A 16,211-nucleotide genomic window follows, 5' to 3' on the forward strand; every position below is an offset into this window, starting at 1 on the left:
GTGCTCATCAAGACTGATGGGATCAACCCCGGCGATTCATCGATGTGGTGTGCATTCTGGCCGAAAGGTAGTCGCGGAATTCCGCTCCTAATGCCGGATTCTTCAATGCGAACTCGACGGTGGCGATCAAGAATCCCAGTTTGTCTCCGGCGTCATGGCGCTGTCCCTCCACCTCAAGCGCGTACATCGGAGATCGTCTCGCGAGCTCCTTGAGGGCATCGGTCAACTGAATTTCTCCGTTCTTTCCGGGCGCGGTTTTTCTCAAAATAGGAAAGATTTCCGGAGGAAGGATATATCGGCCGATCACAGCCAGCGTTGATGGAGCATCGACCGGCGCCGGTTTTTCAACCAGACCTTCGACTCGATGCAGGCCATGGGCGACGCGCTTGGGCGTCACAATGCCGTACCGGCTGACGTCCGCCTTCGGAACGTCCTGGACTCCCAGCACCGCCCCGTGGCGTTTCTTATAGACGTGGACCAATTGCGCAAGCGCCGGAACATGGGCATCGATGATCTCATCGCCGAGTATGACCGCGAACGGTTCATCGCCGATTAAGTGTTGCGCACACAACACGGCATGGCCGAGGCCAAGGGCCTCGGATTGCCGCACGTAGCAGAAATTGGCCAGGTTCGAAATCTGTCGCATTTGATGGAGGATCTGACTCTTGCCGGTGCCTTTCAAATTTTCTTCCAACTCGACGGACCGGTCAAAATGGTCTTCGATGGCGCGTTTGCCGCGGCCGGTGATCACGATGATATCTTCGATCCCTGAGGCAACCGCTTCTTCGACCGTATATTGAATGAGCGGCTTATCGACCAGGGGCAACATTTCTTTGGGTGACGCCTTTGTGGCGGGAAGGAAGCGTGTCCCAAGGCCGGCAGCGGGAATGACCGCTTTTCTGACTGCGAATCGTGACATGGGTGGATACTATGTGATGGGTTGTGTGAAGTCAAGAAACAGACAAACTCATCGCATCGCCTGCGTGGACTTGTCGGAAGAGTTCAGGACGATACTCGATGACACGCTGTGCCCTGGCGGAACAATCGCATGATGATATGACGCGTGGTGGTGCCGCAATCGCGCGCTTCGACCATGGTGATGATTCGAAACCGCCTGGCGTGGCGTTCAGGCTCGTTGGCGGTTGGGGATCTATACGATCATGGCACATCGCAATAGATATCCTTCGCGGGCACGAGGCAAATTCGAATCGGAGGGCAGGTCACTCCTTTACAATGTGGAATGACCCCAATATAATCCGGAAGTTTTGCGTGGGTGGTTTCTGCACGGACGACCTCGCCGCGGAGTAAGCTGGCTGAGCATTTTCTGACAGAGCGCTCCTGCGGTTCAGTCCACGATCCGGAGCAGGACAGTGCTGAATGATCGGGAGGCGTGTGCGGTCACGTGCGATGAGGACTTGTGAGATGAATCCGGCTGTATCGTCCATCTCTGCGTTTCGCGACAGGAACCCTCATCGGTGACCCAGCATGTCGTCCACAGACCTCGATGCTTCGTGGTCGCTGTCGTGGTGTTCTCTGTGTTGTGGGGGGTGCTCGACGCGCTCGCTCAGACACCGGAAGTCAAGGTGACGTCGATTGAGATCCGGGGGGCCAAGCGTATCGAAATCCCGGCCATTGCCGGCCGGCTCACATTGAAAGCCAACGATCCTTATACGCCGGAAAATGTGCGTGGCCAAGTGAAGATCTTATACGATACGGGCTTTTTCGAGGATGTGCAGGTTGAAACCGAATCGGTCGCCGAGGGAATGGCCGTGACGTTTGTCGTGCGGGAGAAGCCGTTCATCACCGAGATCGTCTTCGACGGCAATCAAAGCTTGACCGATGAAAAGCTGAAGGAAAAGACGACCATCAGGAACCAGACATTCCTCGACCAGCAACTGGTGAAGGAAAGCGCCGAGAATATCCGGCAAGCGTACCAGCATGATGGGTACTACAACGCTCAAGTCACGCCGGTGATTCAGACGTTGGATGAGGATCGAAAGCGCCTGATGTTCCATATCACCGAGGGGGAGAAGGCGAGAATCAAAACGGTGGTATTTGAAGGACTCCGCGCGGCGACCAAAAACGAGATGTTCGCGGTCATGTCGACGAGGGAATGGATTCCTTGGTATGGATTCTTTACCAAGTGGAAGCTCCCATCTGTGGTGTCCGATGCCGGTGTGCTCAAACGGGACGAGCTGACGAACGATGTGGAGCGGCTCAAGGAAGTGCTGTTGAACAAGGGGTACTTCAATGTCCGAGTCGGCCAGCCTGTGGTCGAGCTGAGCGAGGACAAGCAGTGGTTCATCATCACCTATCACATTTCCGAAGGGGAGCCGTTCACCATCGGTGAAATCGGGTTTCGGGGGTATACGGTCTTCGAAGAGCCGGAGCTTCGCGAAGGATTGCGGATGAAGGAGGGGGAGATTTTTCAGCGAGCCAAAATCCGAGATGAGATCACCCGGTTGACGGATATGTACGGAAGCAAGGGATACTCCTTTGCGGAAGTGATGCCCGGGGTGAATCCGAACAATGAAGAGCGGACGGTCGGCATCATCTTCAATATCAAAGAAGGCGAGATGATGCGCATACGTCAGATCAATATCTACGGGAACGACAAGACGCGGGACAATGTCATACGCCGGGAAATTCGAGTCGATGAACAGGATGTGATCGACACGGCCTCACTGAAACGAAGTTTCCAACGGTTGAACAACCTGAATTTCTTTGAAACGGTCGAAATCCTTCCGGCGCAAATCTCAGCAGACAAGGTTGATCTGAACGTGCGTGTGAAGGAAAAGCCGACCGGGATGTTCAGCCTCGGCGGAGGGTTCAGCACATTGGACCGGCTAGTGGCGATCGCCGATATTACCCAGGGTAACTTAGGAGGGTATGGCTATCTTGGACGTATTCGGGGACAGCTTGGACAGCGAAGAAGCCTGGGTTCCATCACGTTCCGCAATCCTTACCTGAACGATTCATTGACCTCGTTGCAGCTGGACGGCTATAGCAGCATGACGAACTACCTCTCGTATTTTGAGAGACGAACCGGAGGGAACATCACGCTCGGTCGCTGGCTGTCGGAGTATGTCACCGGGAGCGTCAGCCTCTTTGCCGAGCAAATCAGGTTTAGCGACCCTCAGTTAGGGATCTGTCCGGATCTGGTTCCCATCGTCTGTCGCCAGTTGGAAACCCGGTCGTCAACGGGATTTCGGACGACCATGTTCAGAGACACCAGAGACTACTATATCGATCCCCGATCAGGCTGGCGGGTTGGAGGAGGGTTCGATGTCGGCACTCCCTATATGGGGGGGACCAACAATTTCATCAAGTATTACGTGGATGTGATCAAGGTCACCCCTCTTCCCTTTGATCTGAGAGTGTCGGTGCGGGCACGGTATGGAGAGGTCAAAGCGATGGGAGGGACGGAAGTCCCGCTGAACGAGCGATTCTTCGTCGGCGGCATCAACACGATGCGAGGGTTTGCTTTCGGTCGGGCCGGCCCCACGGTTCCCACGACGCATGCACCGTTCGGCGCCGTCAGGCAATTGATTTTCAACACCGAACTGATTTTTACGATTTCTTCCGAGGCAAAGTTGAACGGCGTCATCTTTTTCGACTATGGGAAAGGTTTTGACGACGGTGAGTCGTTGTCGATCGATTTGAGACCTGCCACCGGTTTAGAGGGGCGCTGGATCTCTCCCTTCGGTCCGTTGCGTGTTGCCTATGGAATCAATCTTGATGCCCGTACCGGTGAGCGGTTCGGGGTTTTCGAGTTTACGATCGGGACATTATTTTAGTCGGAGTTGCAGCGTGGCCGGATTGAACAGGAATCTGCGGTGGGGTCGGGTGCAGTGGATCGAATGGATATCGATGTCGGCGGCCATTGCCGTCACATTGGTGTTCGGCGGATGCGCTGGATCCGGAGCCAAGGTCGACGGCAAGGTGGGTGTGATCAATTCGCAGCGCTTGCTCAACGAGACCAATGCGGGCAAACGTGCCAAAGACAATCTGGCCTCCTTTTCGAAAAATCGGCAGGCGTTGATGGAATTGGATGAACGAGAGTTGCGGCGGTTGGAAGAGGACTTCGTCAAGCAGTCCTCCATCCTCAGCCCGACGGCAAAACGGGATCGGGAAGAGCAATTCCGCCGACGCATGCAGGAGTATCAGCAAAAGGCGGCGGAGTTGAATCGGGAGGTTCAGGAAAAACAAAAGGACGTGCTGGAAGGGTTTCGTGACAAGATCGAGATGGTGGTTGCGAAGGTCGCCAAGCGTCTTGGGTTGCAGGTTATTATCGATAAGAGCAGGGGCGGTCCGACCATCTATCATGAGGAAGGGTTGGACATTTCAAGCCAAGTGATCGAAGAGTTCAACCGAGAGTTTCCCTAGTATCTGGAGGTAGGTCATGATGGGTGCAGCGAGAGCGATCGTGATAGGCATCGTGTTATCGCTGGTGCAGGGGGTGGGGCCGCTTTTCGCCAATGACACGCTCCGCGTCGGTGTCATGGATCAACAGATGGTCATGGAACGGAGCAAGGCTGGGAAGCTGGCGTTGGAAGATGTGAAGGGATATTCCATGACCAGGCAGAAGATCATCAATTCGGATGAGCAAGAGCTCAAGGATCTGGAACAGTCCTTACAAGATCCGAATGCCAAGCTCACCGAGACGGCGAGGCAAGAAAAGGAAGAGCAGCTGCGGGGGAAGGTGGAAGCGTATCAGCGCCGTCTTCAAGAGTTCAATCGCGAGGTCCAACTGAAGCAGCGCGAGATGGTTGCGGAATATTCACGAAAGATCGCGGTTGCGGCTCAAGCCGTGGCGCAGAAGGAGGGCTATACGGCCATCCTTGATAAAGGCAGTGACGCATTGCTGCGCGTCGTGCTCTATTATCAACCGGCGTTGGATGTGACGGAGTTGATCATCAAGGAGTTTGATCGGCAGAACCCTTAACATCGGATTTATCTCTGCAGAGAGGAGGCAGCGTCGATGGCATCCGTCGAACAAGCTGAAATTCAGACATTACTTCCGCACCGGTATCCTTTTTTGCTGGTGGATCGGGTCAAAGAGTATGAGCCGCATAAGAGGATTGTCGGGTTCAAGAACGTGACGGTCAATGAGCCGTTTTTTCAGGGACATTTTCCGGGACGCCCTGTTATGCCGGGGGTGCTCATCATCGAGGCGATGGCTCAAGTCGGCGGCGTGCTGGTTTTCAAGTCGGGAGGGCCGATCGGGAAAACCGTCATGTATCTGACGGGGATCGACGAGGCCAAGTTCAGGAAACCCGTGGTTCCTGGCGATCAGCTTCGTTTTGAGATCGAAGTAGTTAAGAAGCGCCCGCCGTTCTGGAAAATGCAGGGGAAGGCCTTCGTAGACAACGAGGTGGTGTGTGAAGCGGTGGTGACCGCCATGGTGATGGAAGAGAAAACGGAAACGCGGCAATAGCAATAGTTCGCCGTCATGCGGCAATCTCTTGGATCTCAGACGTGGAGTGCCGACGAAACAGTGAGGCGGCGGTTGGCGAATGGTCGTTGACGTTTGATGCGTGTAAAGGGGGCAAGTGTGAAGATACATCCAGCAGCGATCGTCCATCCCAAGGCGAGTCTCGATGATGACGTGGAAATAGGACCCTTCTGTGTAATCGGGGAACACGTCTCGATCGGAAAGGGCAGCCGACTGCTCTCTCACGTAACCGTCGATGGCTGGACAGAGATCGGGGAACGCAATGAAGTGCATCCGTTCGCGTCGATCGGGGGGCCGCCTCAACATCTGGGATACAAGGGGGAGCCGACCAAGGTCATCATCGGTCATGACAACGTCATTCGCGAATATGTCACCGTCAATCGGGGAACCGTGCAAGGAGGCGGACTGACGTCGATCGGATCGAAGAGTATTCTGATGGCCTATGTCCACATGGCGCACGATTGCCATGTCGGCAATCACGTGATCATGGCCAACGCAGCGAGCCTGGCAGGACATATTACCATCGGCGATCATGCGATCATCGGCGGATTGACGGGTATTCATCAGTATGTCCGTGTGGGGGAGTACGCGATGGTCGGCGCGTGTTGTGGCATTGGTCAAGATGTCCCTCCTTTCATGCGGGCCGCCGGCGGTTACCGGGCACATCTGTACGGGCTCAATTCGGTTGGCTTGCAGCGGCACGGGTTTTCAAATGATCGGATCGCATTGCTCAAGAAAGCGTTTGATCTCCTCTTTCGGGAGGGGCATCGGATGGCCGAGGCGATTCGATTGGCCAAGAAGCAATTCAAGGGACAGGCCGATGTAGCCCGTATTCTCACGTTTATGGAAGGCACGAAACGTGGTATCTCGAGAGTTGTCAATATCGACCTGGATCTTGAGTTCGATCAAGAGGTGTAAAGCCGGCTGAGATGACTGTGACCATGCCCATACCAGACGGTCGAATCGGGGTGATCGCCGGGAACGGCCGATTCCCAATCATATTCGCGGATAATGCCCGCAAGATGGGTCTACAAGTCTATGCGGTGGCTCACGAGGGAGAAACGGAGCCCGAACTGGAACAGCATGTCGATCGCATTCATTGGGTCAAGATCGGCCAGCTCAACAAATTGATCAATGCCTTCAAGGCCGACGGCGTCCGAAACGTGGTGATGCTGGGAGGAATCAAGAAAACCCACATCTATAGCAATGCGCGGCCTGATTTTCGTGTGTTGGCCTTGGCCACTCGATTGGTGCTTTGGAAAGACGATGATATTCTGCGGGCACTCGCCGCAGAACTCGAAAAAGATGGAATCACGATTTGCGAGTCGACATTCGGTCTCGAGGGGATTTTGGTCCAGGAAGGGACCTTAACATCCCGCCAGCCGACCAAGAAAGAATGGGTCGACATCCGTTATGGTTGGGAAGTAGCCAAGGAAACCGGGCGTCTGGACATCGGCCAATGTGTGGTGGTCAAGGATCGGGTGGTTGTCGCAGTCGAAGCGGTGGAAGGAACCGATGAGGCGATCAAGCGCGGAGGAGAGTTGGCGAAGGACGGGGCAGTCGTCGTGAAGCGGTGCAAGCCGCAGCAGGATCTTCGGTTTGATCTACCTGCCGTCGGGCCTCGAACCATCGAGGTCATGCGCTCCGCCAAGGCCTCAGTGCTTGCCGTTGAAGCGGGTCGGTCGGTGATACTGGATCGGGAAGTGCTCCTCCGCGAGGCGGAGGAAGCCGGAATCGCCGTGGTGGGGGTCGCTCGCGAAGAGGAGTCGAGCGCGACGACGGCAGTGAACGGCTGATTCGAACGAATCCGACGGTCGATCGAGCGGTCGATCGATCTCACGAGTGCAATCCGTGGTTGGATTGCAAGACTCTCCACGGTGTTACCAAACAGCTGTATGGTCAAGCTTCGTGCCGGTGTGATCGGGGTCGGCCATCTCGGGCAACACCATGCGCGCCTGTATGCCTCGTTGCCGGACTCGACACTGGTCGGTGTGACTGATCAACATCACGGGCGGGCGTCCGTCATCGCCGAGAAATACGGCGGACAGGTATTCGATGCCCTGCCTGATCTCTTGAGACAGGTCGATCTCGTCAGCATCGCCGTGCCCACATCGAGTCACTATCCCCTTGCCAAAGCCTGTCTCGAGGTCGGGAAACATGTCCTGGTGGAGAAGCCGCTCGCCGTGCTGCCCAGGGAGGCTGAAGAGCTTCTGGAACTGGCAGAGCACAATGGATGTACGCTGCAGGTAGGGCACAGCGAGCGGTTCAACCCGATCATGCGGATGATGCGGCCGCTCATTCGTCGGCCGGTGCTGTTCGAGTGTCATCGCCTGGGGACCTATAGTGAGCGAGGCACCGATGTCGACGTCGTTCTGGATTTGATGATCCACGATCTGGACCTGGTGCTGTCCTGCAATCCGGGCCCGATAGAAGATGTGCGGGCCGCCGGGATATCGGTGCTTTCTTCGACGTGCGACGTGGCCAATGCGCGAATCCAGTTTGGAAACGGGTGTATCGCCAATTTGACCGCCAGTCGAACCTCACCGAAGGCGATGCGACAATGGCGCGTGTTCCAGCCAGACAGCTGCCTATCAATCGATTTCCAGTCCCGCAGGGGGGCGATCGGACGCCGCTCGACTGAGTCCGGCCGGAAACCGATCATGACGGTTGAAGAGATTCATGCCGGCGATGATGAGCCTCTGAAATTGCAGCTTGAATCGTTCCTCCGGGCGATTCGCGAGAAATCTCGTCCGGTCGTTTCGGGTGAAGACGGAGCGGCCGCTCTGAAGCTCGCCCATCACGTGCTATCCGCAATCAGCGCGGATGTGCGGCGGAATGCGTAGGCATGCTCTTGTGGCGCGATTGCACAGGGGAGGTGCCGGCGCGTCTCGAATCGCCATTACCATCTGTGGCATTGTAGAGCAAGCATGGCGCGTATCCTGATCGTGACGGGTGAGGCTTCCGGGGACCTCCATGGGGCCAACCTTGCCAGAGCCTTGAAAGCATGTGACCCCCATGTGTCGTTGGCCGGGATCGGAGGCCGCGCGATGGAGGCGGCCGGTGTGCAATTGGTGCACGAGATGGGACAATTCGACGTCATCGGCATGGTCGGCCCGTTGGCGTTCGTCGCGATCATACGGCGGTTTTTGATGATGCGGCGGCTCTTCCACTCCAAACGGTGGGATACCGTGGTATTTATCGACCACCCGGGACTGAACCTGCGCTTTGCGTATTTTGCCAAGGCGGCCGGCTTGCGTGTGATCTATTATATTGCGCCGCAGATCTGGGCGTGGGCTCCTTGGCGGATTCATTGGATCAAGCAGCGGGTTGATCACGTCCTGGTGATCCTTCCCTTTGAGAAGCCGATTTACGACGAAGCGGGTGTGCCGTGTACGTTTGTGGGCCACCCCATATTGGACGCCGTCGCCGGCCACTACGATCGGAAGGCGCTTCGAACCACTTTCGGCCTTTCCCCAGCCCGGCGTGTCATTGCCTTGTTGCCGGGGAGCCGGGCGCATGAAGTGCAGGTGCTGTTGCCGATCCTTATCGAGGCGGCGGAGAAATTGGCAAGGCGCGAACCTGAAACGGAGTTTTTGTTGGCACAGGCCTCGACCATTCACGATAATCTATTGCAGCCTCTCTTGGCACAGAGCACGGTTTCCATCACCGTGGTGAAGGAACAGGCCAATGAGGTGATGGCTGTATCGGATTTGGTGCTGGTCGCCTCGGGTACGGCGACACTGCAAGCGGCCGTGGTGGGTATTCCCATGGTGTTATTCTATCGGACCAAGGCCCTGACCTTTTGGGCTGCGAGTTTGGTGCACAGGTTCTTGATTCGAGTCAAGTGGATCGGGCTGGTGAATCTCGTGGCGGGTCGGACCGTCGTGCCGGAATTGATCCTATCGGCGGCGACGGGACAACGATTGTACGAAGAGGCCCTTCGGATCTTGGAAGATCGATCAGCGTACGATGAAATGAGACGGGATTTGGCAACGGTGCGAGCTGCTCTGGGCGAGCCGGGCGCGTCAAGTCGAGCGGCAGAGGTGGTGTTGGGAGCATGTCAGGCCTAGCGCGATTCAAGCGGCTCATGCGCTACGTGAAACCGTATCGGGTGCGGTTTCTGGCGGCCTTCGCCTGTTCCGCGCTGGTGGCGGTATTGAGCGGGGCCTACGCGTGGCTGGCACGCCCTGTTCTCGACGACATTTTTATCGAGAAGAACGAGCAGATGTTGATGGTGCTGCCGTTGGCCCTTTTCGGAATCGCGACGCTCAAGGCCGTATTCAGTTATGGTGTGGGATATTTAATGGCCTATGTCGGCAATCGCGTCGTGGCGGACATCCGACAGCAACTGTTTCAACAGCTCATGCGGATGTCGGTCGGGTTTCACGACGCCAATACGTCGGGGCGCTTAGTCTCTCGGGTCGTGAACGATGTGGGGATGATGGCCAATGCCGCCTCGAGTGTCGTGAAGGATATTTTTCAGAACGGTCTGACCTTTCTTGCCATGATCGGTGTCATTCTCTATCAGAATTGGAAGTTGGCCGGACTCTCGCTGATTGTGATTCCGCTCTCGGCGCTGACCATGGTTCGGGTCGGCCGGCGGTTGAAGCGATTGGCGACCAGTGGACAAGAACAACTGGGCGATATGTCTTCAACGCTGCAAGAAACGCTGTCCGGCATCCGAATGGTAAAAGCATTCGGGCGGGAAGATGCGGAAGCTGAACGATTTGCGGAGCGGAACCGTAAAGTGCTCTCGACCACGCTCAAGAGCAATCAAGTCTGGTCGATCGGCCACTCTCAGATGGAGGTCATCGGAGTGATCGGCGTCGCGACCATTATTTGGTACGGAGGCTATTTGGTCATCAACGGATCGATGACCCCCGGCGCCTTTTTCTCGTTCATGGCGGCCATGTTCATGGCCTACACCCCGATCAAAAAATTGTCGGGGTCCAATAATCTCATTCAACAGGCGCTGGCGGCGGCGGAACGCGTCTTTGAGGTGTTGGACCTTGACACGGAACAGTCCCAAGATCACGGGACGTTGCCATTGACCGGGATCAAGGACTCCATCGACTTTCAGAGTGTCTCATTGCGGTATGAGAACCACACCGTCCAGGCGCTGGCCGATATCGATCTTTCGATTCGGGTCGGCGAAGTGGTGGCGCTGGTCGGCAGCAGCGGGAGCGGAAAAACGACACTGGTCAGCTTACTGCCCCGCTTCTATGAACCGACTGCGGGGCGCATTCTCCTGGACGGTGTTCCGCTGAGCTCCTATGAGTTGAAATCGCTGCGTGCCCATATCGGGATTGTGTCGCAAGAGACCGTCTTGTTTGACGATACGATTCGAAACAATATCGCGTTCGGACGGGCGGACGCCGGCCAGGCCGAGGTTGAGCAGGCGGCCAAGCTGGCCTATGCGCATGACTTTATTCTGCGGTCGCCGGAAGGGTACGATACGATCATCGGAGAGCGGGGGGTCAAGCTATCGGGCGGCGAGCGGCAGCGTCTCGCGATCGCCAGGGCTATTCTTCGGGATCCGCCTGTGATGATTCTGGATGAAGCGACCTCGGCCCTCGACACCGAGTCCGAACGGATCGTGCAGTTGGCCTTGGCCAATTTGATGAAGAATCGGACGACGCTGGTGATCGCACATCGGCTTTCCACCATTCAAAACGCGGATCGTATCGTCGTGTTGGATCGAGGGACTATTGTTGAGATGGGTTCCCATGAGACACTGCTGCAACATGGAGGCGTGTATCGCCGGCTGCATGCCATGCAATTCCAGGATGTGACGAGTGTCTAAGCTTACGAAATCTTGCGAACGCTGGTTGAAGTGTTCGCTTCTGCCTCCGGTGGGAGCCGCGGCTATCCGCGGTGTTGCGCGTTCGATGCGCTTCGAGACCCATGGTCATGAAGCGGTCGATACGCTGTATCGGAATGGGCGACACATCATTCTGGCTTTCTGGCATGCTCAGCAATTGATGATCCCGATCGGCTATCGGGGGACAGGTTCTCATGTATTGATCAGCCGGCATGGCGACGGAGAAATCATCGCGCGGATCATCGCCCGATTCGGCCATGAGGCGGTTCGGGGATCGAGTACGCGTGGAGGGGTCGGTGCGCTCAAAGCCCTGATCAAGCTGGGACGGTCCGGCCGAGATGTGGTGGTGACGCCCGATGGTCCCAAGGGGCCGCGTCATGTAGCCAAGCTCGGCGTGATTCATTTGGCCAAGGCGACGGGTCTTCCGATTGTGCCGCTGGCCTTTGCCTGTTCAAAAAAAAACTCTTTGCGAGCTGGGATCGTTACATGGTCCCATATCCGTTCTCCCGAGGCCTCTTTCTCTACGGAAGTCCGCTCTGGGTCTCGCGCGATGCCGATGAGGCCTCACTTGAAGCGACTCGCTTGGAGCTCGAGACGGTCCTCAATCGCTTGACGGATCAGGCCGAGCAAGCTGTCGTTCGCCGCTCGCCGGCTATCCGATGCGACGCTGAAACCGGTAACCCGAATACTCCCAAGGCTGACGCATAGCGATCGGCGGTGAACGAGTTTTTCATGTGGCGATTTCTCTATAATTGTTTCCTCCTCCTCGCTGCACCCGTGATCATCGGTGTGCTTGTGGCGAAACCACGCTGCCGGCCTGGATTTCTCCAACGCATGGGTTGGCAGCACCCTTCTGACGGTTCCGGGGCGTCTCAGCCTCTGATTTGGGTGCATGCCGTGTCGCTCGGCGAAGTGGTGGCGGCCGCGCCGCTCGTGAAAGCCCTCCACGAACGCCATCCGGAGTTTCGCTATATCGTGACGACGGTGACCGAGACCGGACGTGAGGCAGTCGAGCAACGATTGGCGGGTATCGCCGAGCATCGGTATGCGCCGCTCGATTTTCCCTGGGCGGTGGCCGGCATGGTTCGCCGGATGCAACCGGTGCTTTACCTGTTCGTCGAGACCGAAATATGGCCGAATCTACTGTGGACGTTACGTGATCAGGCTGTGCCGTCTGTCTTGGTGAATGGGCGTCTGTCGTCCCGCTCATTCGGCCGTCAGGACCTGCCTGTGATTCGTTCCTTCTATCGATCTGTGCTTCGGACGCTGACGCTTTGCTTGATGCAATCCGATAGGGATGCCGATCGCATTATCGCATTGGGAGCCGATCCGATGCGTGTTCACGTCACCGGCAATATCAAGTTCGATCAGCCTCTGCCGGATGTTCGTTCGGACGAGGTCTTCCGCCGGAGCTTCGGAATCGATGAGTACGAACAATTGATTCTCGCGGGCAGCACGCACCCTGGAGAAGAGGAACTGTTGGTCTCGGCCTATGGGCATATCGCAAAGATCCATCCCTCAACCGTCTTGATGTTGGCGCCCCGCCACATCGAGCGAGCGGACCGAGTCGAAGCGATGCTTCGAGACGCCGGATTCGCGGTTCAGCGCAAGAGTCAGATTCGGGAGAAGCAATCCGGCCCGCGTGTGGTCATTTTGGATACGCGGGGAGAGTTGTCTCGCGCGTATCGAGAAGCCGTCGTGGCGTTCGTCGGCGGGACCCTGGTTCCCGTGGGTGGACACAACTTGTTGGAGCCGGCTGTGTGGGGCACCCCGGTGATGTTTGGACCGCATACGGATCATTGTGCCGAAGTCGCCACGCTCTTGCATGAGGCTGGCGGAGGGCGCCGAATTATGGGAAAGGAGGATCTGGTCACCTCCCTTGAGGAATGGCTGGGACAACCCGACGCTCGGCATCGGGCGGGGCAGGCAGCGAAGCGAGCCGTGTTGGACAACCAAGGCGCGCTGATGCGGAGTCTGGAGTTCATTGAAACCTGTCTCCGTGCGGCGCCATCGTACTCCGACCGGTGTGTGACAACAGGGTCTGGACCTCTTATGGCCAAACGCTGATATGGCATTCTTGCATCCTGGACAGCCGGCTCGGAAAGGGCTTTACGGGGTTGCTTGGTTGTACGGCCTCGCCATTCGATTTCGGCTGTGGTGTTATCGGCAAGGCTGGATCGAGACCACACGGTTACCCTGTCGTGTGGTGAGCGTAGGAAACCTGACCGTCGGGGGGACAGGAAAAACTCCCCTCGTTATTTTTCTCGTGCAGCGGTTGCTGGCCCATGGGCAGCGGGTCGCCATCCTGAGCCGTGGGTACAAACGGACGAGTACCGTGCCGCATCTGCTGGTGTCCGATGGATCTCGAATTGTGGCCGGCCCATCGGAATCGGGGGATGAGCCCTTTCTCATGGCGCAACGTTGCCCGCAGGCCGTTGTCGCGGTGGGGGCGGATCGCGTTGCGCTCGGCCGGTGGGTGTTGGAGCAGCATACGGTCGATTGCCTCGTCCTTGACGATGGCTTTCAACATCGGGCGCTCCATCGCGATGTGGATCTGGTCCTGCTGGATGCCACCGATGTTGCAGGACTTGATGCGCTGCTCCCGGCAGGGCGGCTACGAGAACCGTTGAACGAATTGGATCGGGCGAGCGCAGTGGTGATCACGCGAGCCGATTCTCCGGCGGATGTGGAAGCGATCCGCAGCCGATTGCGAACGGTTGCATGTCGTCCCGAAGATGTCATGGAAGTTGTGTTTCGACCGGAGTCTTTCGTGCCGATGATTTCTGGAGAAGAGCACGTGATCGATTGGGGCCACGGGAAAAAAGCCTGGTTGGTGAGCGGGATCGGGAACAGCCATTCGTTTCGCCGATCAGCCGAATCCGCCGGAATTGAGATCCTGGGTGAAACGGCATTTGAAGATCATCACGGCTACAGCCCATCTGATATCGAGCGCATCCGTGCCACCGTGCAAGCCAGCGGGAGCGATATCGTCCTGACGACCGAAAAAGACGGCGGAAAACTCTCTGCCTTACTCACAACCGACGACCCCTGGTGGATGCTTCGTCTTGGGACGGAGATCGTACGTGGGGAAGAGCGACTCTTCCAGTTGATCGATGGGTCATCATCGGATGGGAGCCCGCCGTTGGGAACTCATGCGTAAAGAACCGCCGCGGAAAATCCTCGTGCGCGCTCCGAATTGGATCGGTGATGCCGTGATGTGCGAGCCGGCCCTCCGCGGGCTTCGAGCGCTGTTTCCTCAGGCGGACCTGGCGATGCTTGCCAAGCCCGCCATTGCAGAGCTCTTCATGGCCTACCCGGGGTTCAACCAAGTGATTGTGTATGACGACAAGGGGGCCCATGCAGGGATTGGAGGAAAGTGGACTCTCGCCGGTTCGTTGCGACGGTATCGCTTCGATTTAGCGGTGCTGTTTCAGAACGCGTTTGAGGCGGCCTTCATTGCGTGGCTTGCCGGCATCCCGAGGCGATATGGTTATGCAACCGACGGAAGGGTTCTCTTCTTGACCGAACCGGTTGCCGTGCCCGATCGTCGTGCGCCGGCGCATCAAGTCGAATATTATTTGAACTTGCTGAGACCACTGGGAATGACAGCTGAGGCCTCACCGCCGACACTGCCCGTTTCGGCCGAGGAAGACCGTATGATCGGTAAGAGGCTCGCCTCGGAGGGGATCGACTCGTCGGATCTCCTCATCGGTATCAATCCAGGATCGACCTACGGCAGCGCCAAGCGCTGGTTGCCTGAACGATTTGCCGAGGTCGCCCGACGGCTTGCGGAACAATTGCGAAAAGCCGAAGGTGCGCAGGTCGTGGTCGTCATTCTCGGGGCGAAAGGAGAGGAATGGCTGGGAAGGGACATCGCGGCGCGGATCGACGGGCGATCAGTCGTCTTGTCCGGCTCGACGACCATTCGTGAGCTCATGGCGGTGGTGAATCGCTGCCGTCTGATGATTACCAACGACACGGGGCCGATGCATATCGCCTCCGCGTGCGGTGTGCCGGTTGTGGCGGTGTTCGGGCCGACGGATTGGCGCACCACTGCTCCCTACGGGCAAGAACGGTCGGTCATACGAGAAGCGGTAGATTGCGCACCCTGTTTGCTCAGGGAGTGCCCGATCGATCACCGATGCATGACACGCGTTTCAGTCGACCGGGTCTATGAAACAGCACTGATGCAACTTCAAGGAACAGGCGTCACAGGTCGGGATGGACAGAGTACACGCCAGACGCCCCTGGACGGTGTCACCGTGTTTCTCGACCGCGATGGAACACTCAACCTGGATCCCGGTTATATCAGGTCGCCCGATCAGTTGGAGTTGTTTGCAGGGGTGCGTGAGGCCCTCGCGAGTTTGAAGCATGCCGGCGCTAAATTGATCATTGTGACCAATCAATCGGGAATTGCACGGGGACTCTTTTCACATCACGAGCTTGAAGCCGTTCACATGAAGCTCGTACAACTCCTTGAGGCGGCAGGGGTATCGCTCGACGCCATTTATTTTTGCCCTCACCATCCTGACGATGGTTGTGGCTGTCGAAAGCCGAACCATGGGATGATCGATCAGGCGGTGCGGGAGCATGGAGTGGATCTCGAGCGAGCGTACATGATCGGCGATCACGCCCGTGATATCGAACTGGCAAAGCGGGTTGGAGTCAGAAGCATCTTGGTAACGACCGGAGCGGTTCTCCCGCGGGAAGTTGACGGCCTGAAGGCCTCGGGGCTCTCGCCGGATTGGGTAGCCTCTTCACTGGCTGAGGCTGTCGCCTGGCTGATGACTGATGCGAGTACATTGTCCGCGCAGACCGGTGGGCGTGGGGTCGCGCATCCGTGAGCTTGCCACGATACTGGGCCGCACCATGTGCGTGTCAGTTGCGCTGAAAGAATCGCACCGGAGAGTCGGTCGGTCCCCATAGCGAGAGGAA

14 protein-coding genes are annotated in these 16,211 nt (G+C 57.3%); 13 read left to right on the forward strand and 1 reads right to left on the reverse strand.

Going from position 1 to position 16,211, the window contains the following annotated elements:
• Positions 1–22: 22 nt before the first annotated feature.
• Complete coding sequence (galU, locus tag H8K04_04435) at positions 23–919, reverse strand: UTP--glucose-1-phosphate uridylyltransferase GalU (GenBank protein ID UVT16807.1); 897 nt, start codon at positions 917–919, stop codon at positions 23–25.
• Between the two features lie 556 nt (positions 920–1,475).
• Here galU and bamA point away from each other — a divergent pair.
• The 13 genes from bamA to waaF all read left to right on the forward strand — a co-directional run bounded on the left by bamA (position 1,476) and on the right by waaF (position 16,120).
• The gene (bamA, locus tag H8K04_04440; protein UVT16808.1) at positions 1,476–3,797 is read left to right on the forward strand and encodes an outer membrane protein assembly factor BamA; all 2,322 of its coding nucleotides are present in this window, start codon (positions 1,476–1,478) and stop codon (positions 3,795–3,797) included.
• Positions 3,798–3,810: 13 nt separating this feature from the next.
• Positions 3,811–4,386, forward strand: a complete 576-nt coding sequence (locus tag H8K04_04445; GenBank protein UVT16809.1) for an OmpH family outer membrane protein — start codon at positions 3,811–3,813, stop codon at positions 4,384–4,386.
• A 16-nt stretch (positions 4,387–4,402) separates the two neighbouring features.
• On the forward strand, positions 4,403–4,945 hold the full coding sequence (locus H8K04_04450; GenBank protein UVT16810.1) for an OmpH family outer membrane protein: 543 nt from the start codon (positions 4,403–4,405) through the stop codon (positions 4,943–4,945).
• Between the two features lie 36 nt (positions 4,946–4,981).
• The gene (gene fabZ, locus H8K04_04455) at positions 4,982–5,437 is read left to right on the forward strand and encodes a 3-hydroxyacyl-ACP dehydratase FabZ (GenBank protein ID UVT16811.1); all 456 of its coding nucleotides are present in this window, start codon (positions 4,982–4,984) and stop codon (positions 5,435–5,437) included.
• Positions 5,438–5,533: 96 nt separating this feature from the next.
• On the forward strand, positions 5,534–6,373 hold the full coding sequence (gene lpxA, locus H8K04_04460) for an acyl-ACP--UDP-N-acetylglucosamine O-acyltransferase (GenBank protein ID UVT16812.1): 840 nt from the start codon (positions 5,534–5,536) through the stop codon (positions 6,371–6,373).
• 23 nt (positions 6,374–6,396) lie between these two features.
• Complete coding sequence (lpxI, locus tag H8K04_04465; protein ID UVT16813.1) at positions 6,397–7,251, forward strand: UDP-2,3-diacylglucosamine diphosphatase LpxI; 855 nt, start codon at positions 6,397–6,399, stop codon at positions 7,249–7,251.
• 99 nt (positions 7,252–7,350) lie between these two features.
• Complete coding sequence (locus tag H8K04_04470; protein UVT16814.1) at positions 7,351–8,298, forward strand: Gfo/Idh/MocA family oxidoreductase; 948 nt, start codon at positions 7,351–7,353, stop codon at positions 8,296–8,298.
• A gap of 84 nt (positions 8,299–8,382) precedes the next feature.
• A complete protein-coding gene (gene lpxB / locus H8K04_04475; GenBank protein ID UVT16815.1) occupies positions 8,383–9,525 on the forward strand; it encodes a lipid-A-disaccharide synthase in 1,143 nt (380 codons plus the stop codon).
• Positions 9,513–11,258: a lipid A export permease/ATP-binding protein MsbA gene (gene msbA, locus H8K04_04480; GenBank protein UVT16816.1), complete on the forward strand. Its 1,746-nt coding sequence runs from the start codon at positions 9,513–9,515 to the stop codon at positions 11,256–11,258. Before lpxB ends, msbA begins: the two co-directional genes overlap by 13 nt.
• A complete protein-coding gene (locus tag H8K04_04485) occupies positions 11,251–11,889 on the forward strand; it encodes a lysophospholipid acyltransferase family protein (GenBank protein ID UVT16817.1) in 639 nt (212 codons plus the stop codon). The genes msbA and H8K04_04485 overlap by 8 nt, the downstream gene beginning before the upstream one ends.
• Positions 11,890–12,008: 119 nt before the next feature.
• A complete protein-coding gene (locus H8K04_04490; GenBank protein UVT16818.1) occupies positions 12,009–13,343 on the forward strand; it encodes a 3-deoxy-D-manno-octulosonic acid transferase in 1,335 nt (444 codons plus the stop codon).
• Between the two features lies 1 nt (position 13,344).
• Entirely contained in the window at positions 13,345–14,436 is a 1,092-nt protein-coding gene (gene lpxK / locus H8K04_04495; protein ID UVT16819.1) for a tetraacyldisaccharide 4'-kinase, read from the forward strand.
• A complete protein-coding gene (gene waaF / locus H8K04_04500; protein UVT16820.1) occupies positions 14,429–16,120 on the forward strand; it encodes a lipopolysaccharide heptosyltransferase II in 1,692 nt (563 codons plus the stop codon). Before lpxK ends, waaF begins: the two co-directional genes overlap by 8 nt.
• Positions 16,121–16,211: the final 91 nt, after the last annotated feature.

It is taken from the genome of Nitrospira sp. (assembly GCA_024760525.1).
GTDB lineage: Bacteria > Nitrospirota > Nitrospiria > Nitrospirales > Nitrospiraceae > Nitrospira_D.

Excerpts from the sequence above, each read along its gene's own strand:
- galU (UVT16807.1), bottom strand. The coding sequence starts at position 919 with ATGTCACGATTCGCAGTCAGAAAAGCGGTCATTCCCGCTGCCGGCCTT.
- H8K04_04450 (UVT16810.1), top strand. The coding sequence starts at position 4,403 with ATGATGGGTGCAGCGAGAGCGATCGTGATAGGCATCGTGTTATCGCTG.
- fabZ (UVT16811.1), top strand. The coding sequence starts at position 4,982 with ATGGCATCCGTCGAACAAGCTGAAATTCAGACATTACTTCCGCACCGG.
- lpxA (UVT16812.1), top strand. The coding sequence starts at position 5,534 with ATGCGTGTAAAGGGGGCAAGTGTGAAGATACATCCAGCAGCGATCGTC.
- lpxI (UVT16813.1), top strand. The coding sequence starts at position 6,397 with ATGCCCATACCAGACGGTCGAATCGGGGTGATCGCCGGGAACGGCCGA.
- H8K04_04470 (UVT16814.1), top strand. The coding sequence starts at position 7,351 with ATGGTCAAGCTTCGTGCCGGTGTGATCGGGGTCGGCCATCTCGGGCAA.
- lpxB (UVT16815.1), top strand. The coding sequence starts at position 8,383 with ATGGCGCGTATCCTGATCGTGACGGGTGAGGCTTCCGGGGACCTCCAT.
- msbA (UVT16816.1), top strand. The coding sequence starts at position 9,513 with ATGTCAGGCCTAGCGCGATTCAAGCGGCTCATGCGCTACGTGAAACCG.
- H8K04_04490 (UVT16818.1), top strand. The coding sequence starts at position 12,009 with ATGTGGCGATTTCTCTATAATTGTTTCCTCCTCCTCGCTGCACCCGTG.
- lpxK (UVT16819.1), top strand. The coding sequence starts at position 13,345 with ATGGCATTCTTGCATCCTGGACAGCCGGCTCGGAAAGGGCTTTACGGG.
- waaF (UVT16820.1), top strand. The coding sequence starts at position 14,429 with ATGCGTAAAGAACCGCCGCGGAAAATCCTCGTGCGCGCTCCGAATTGG.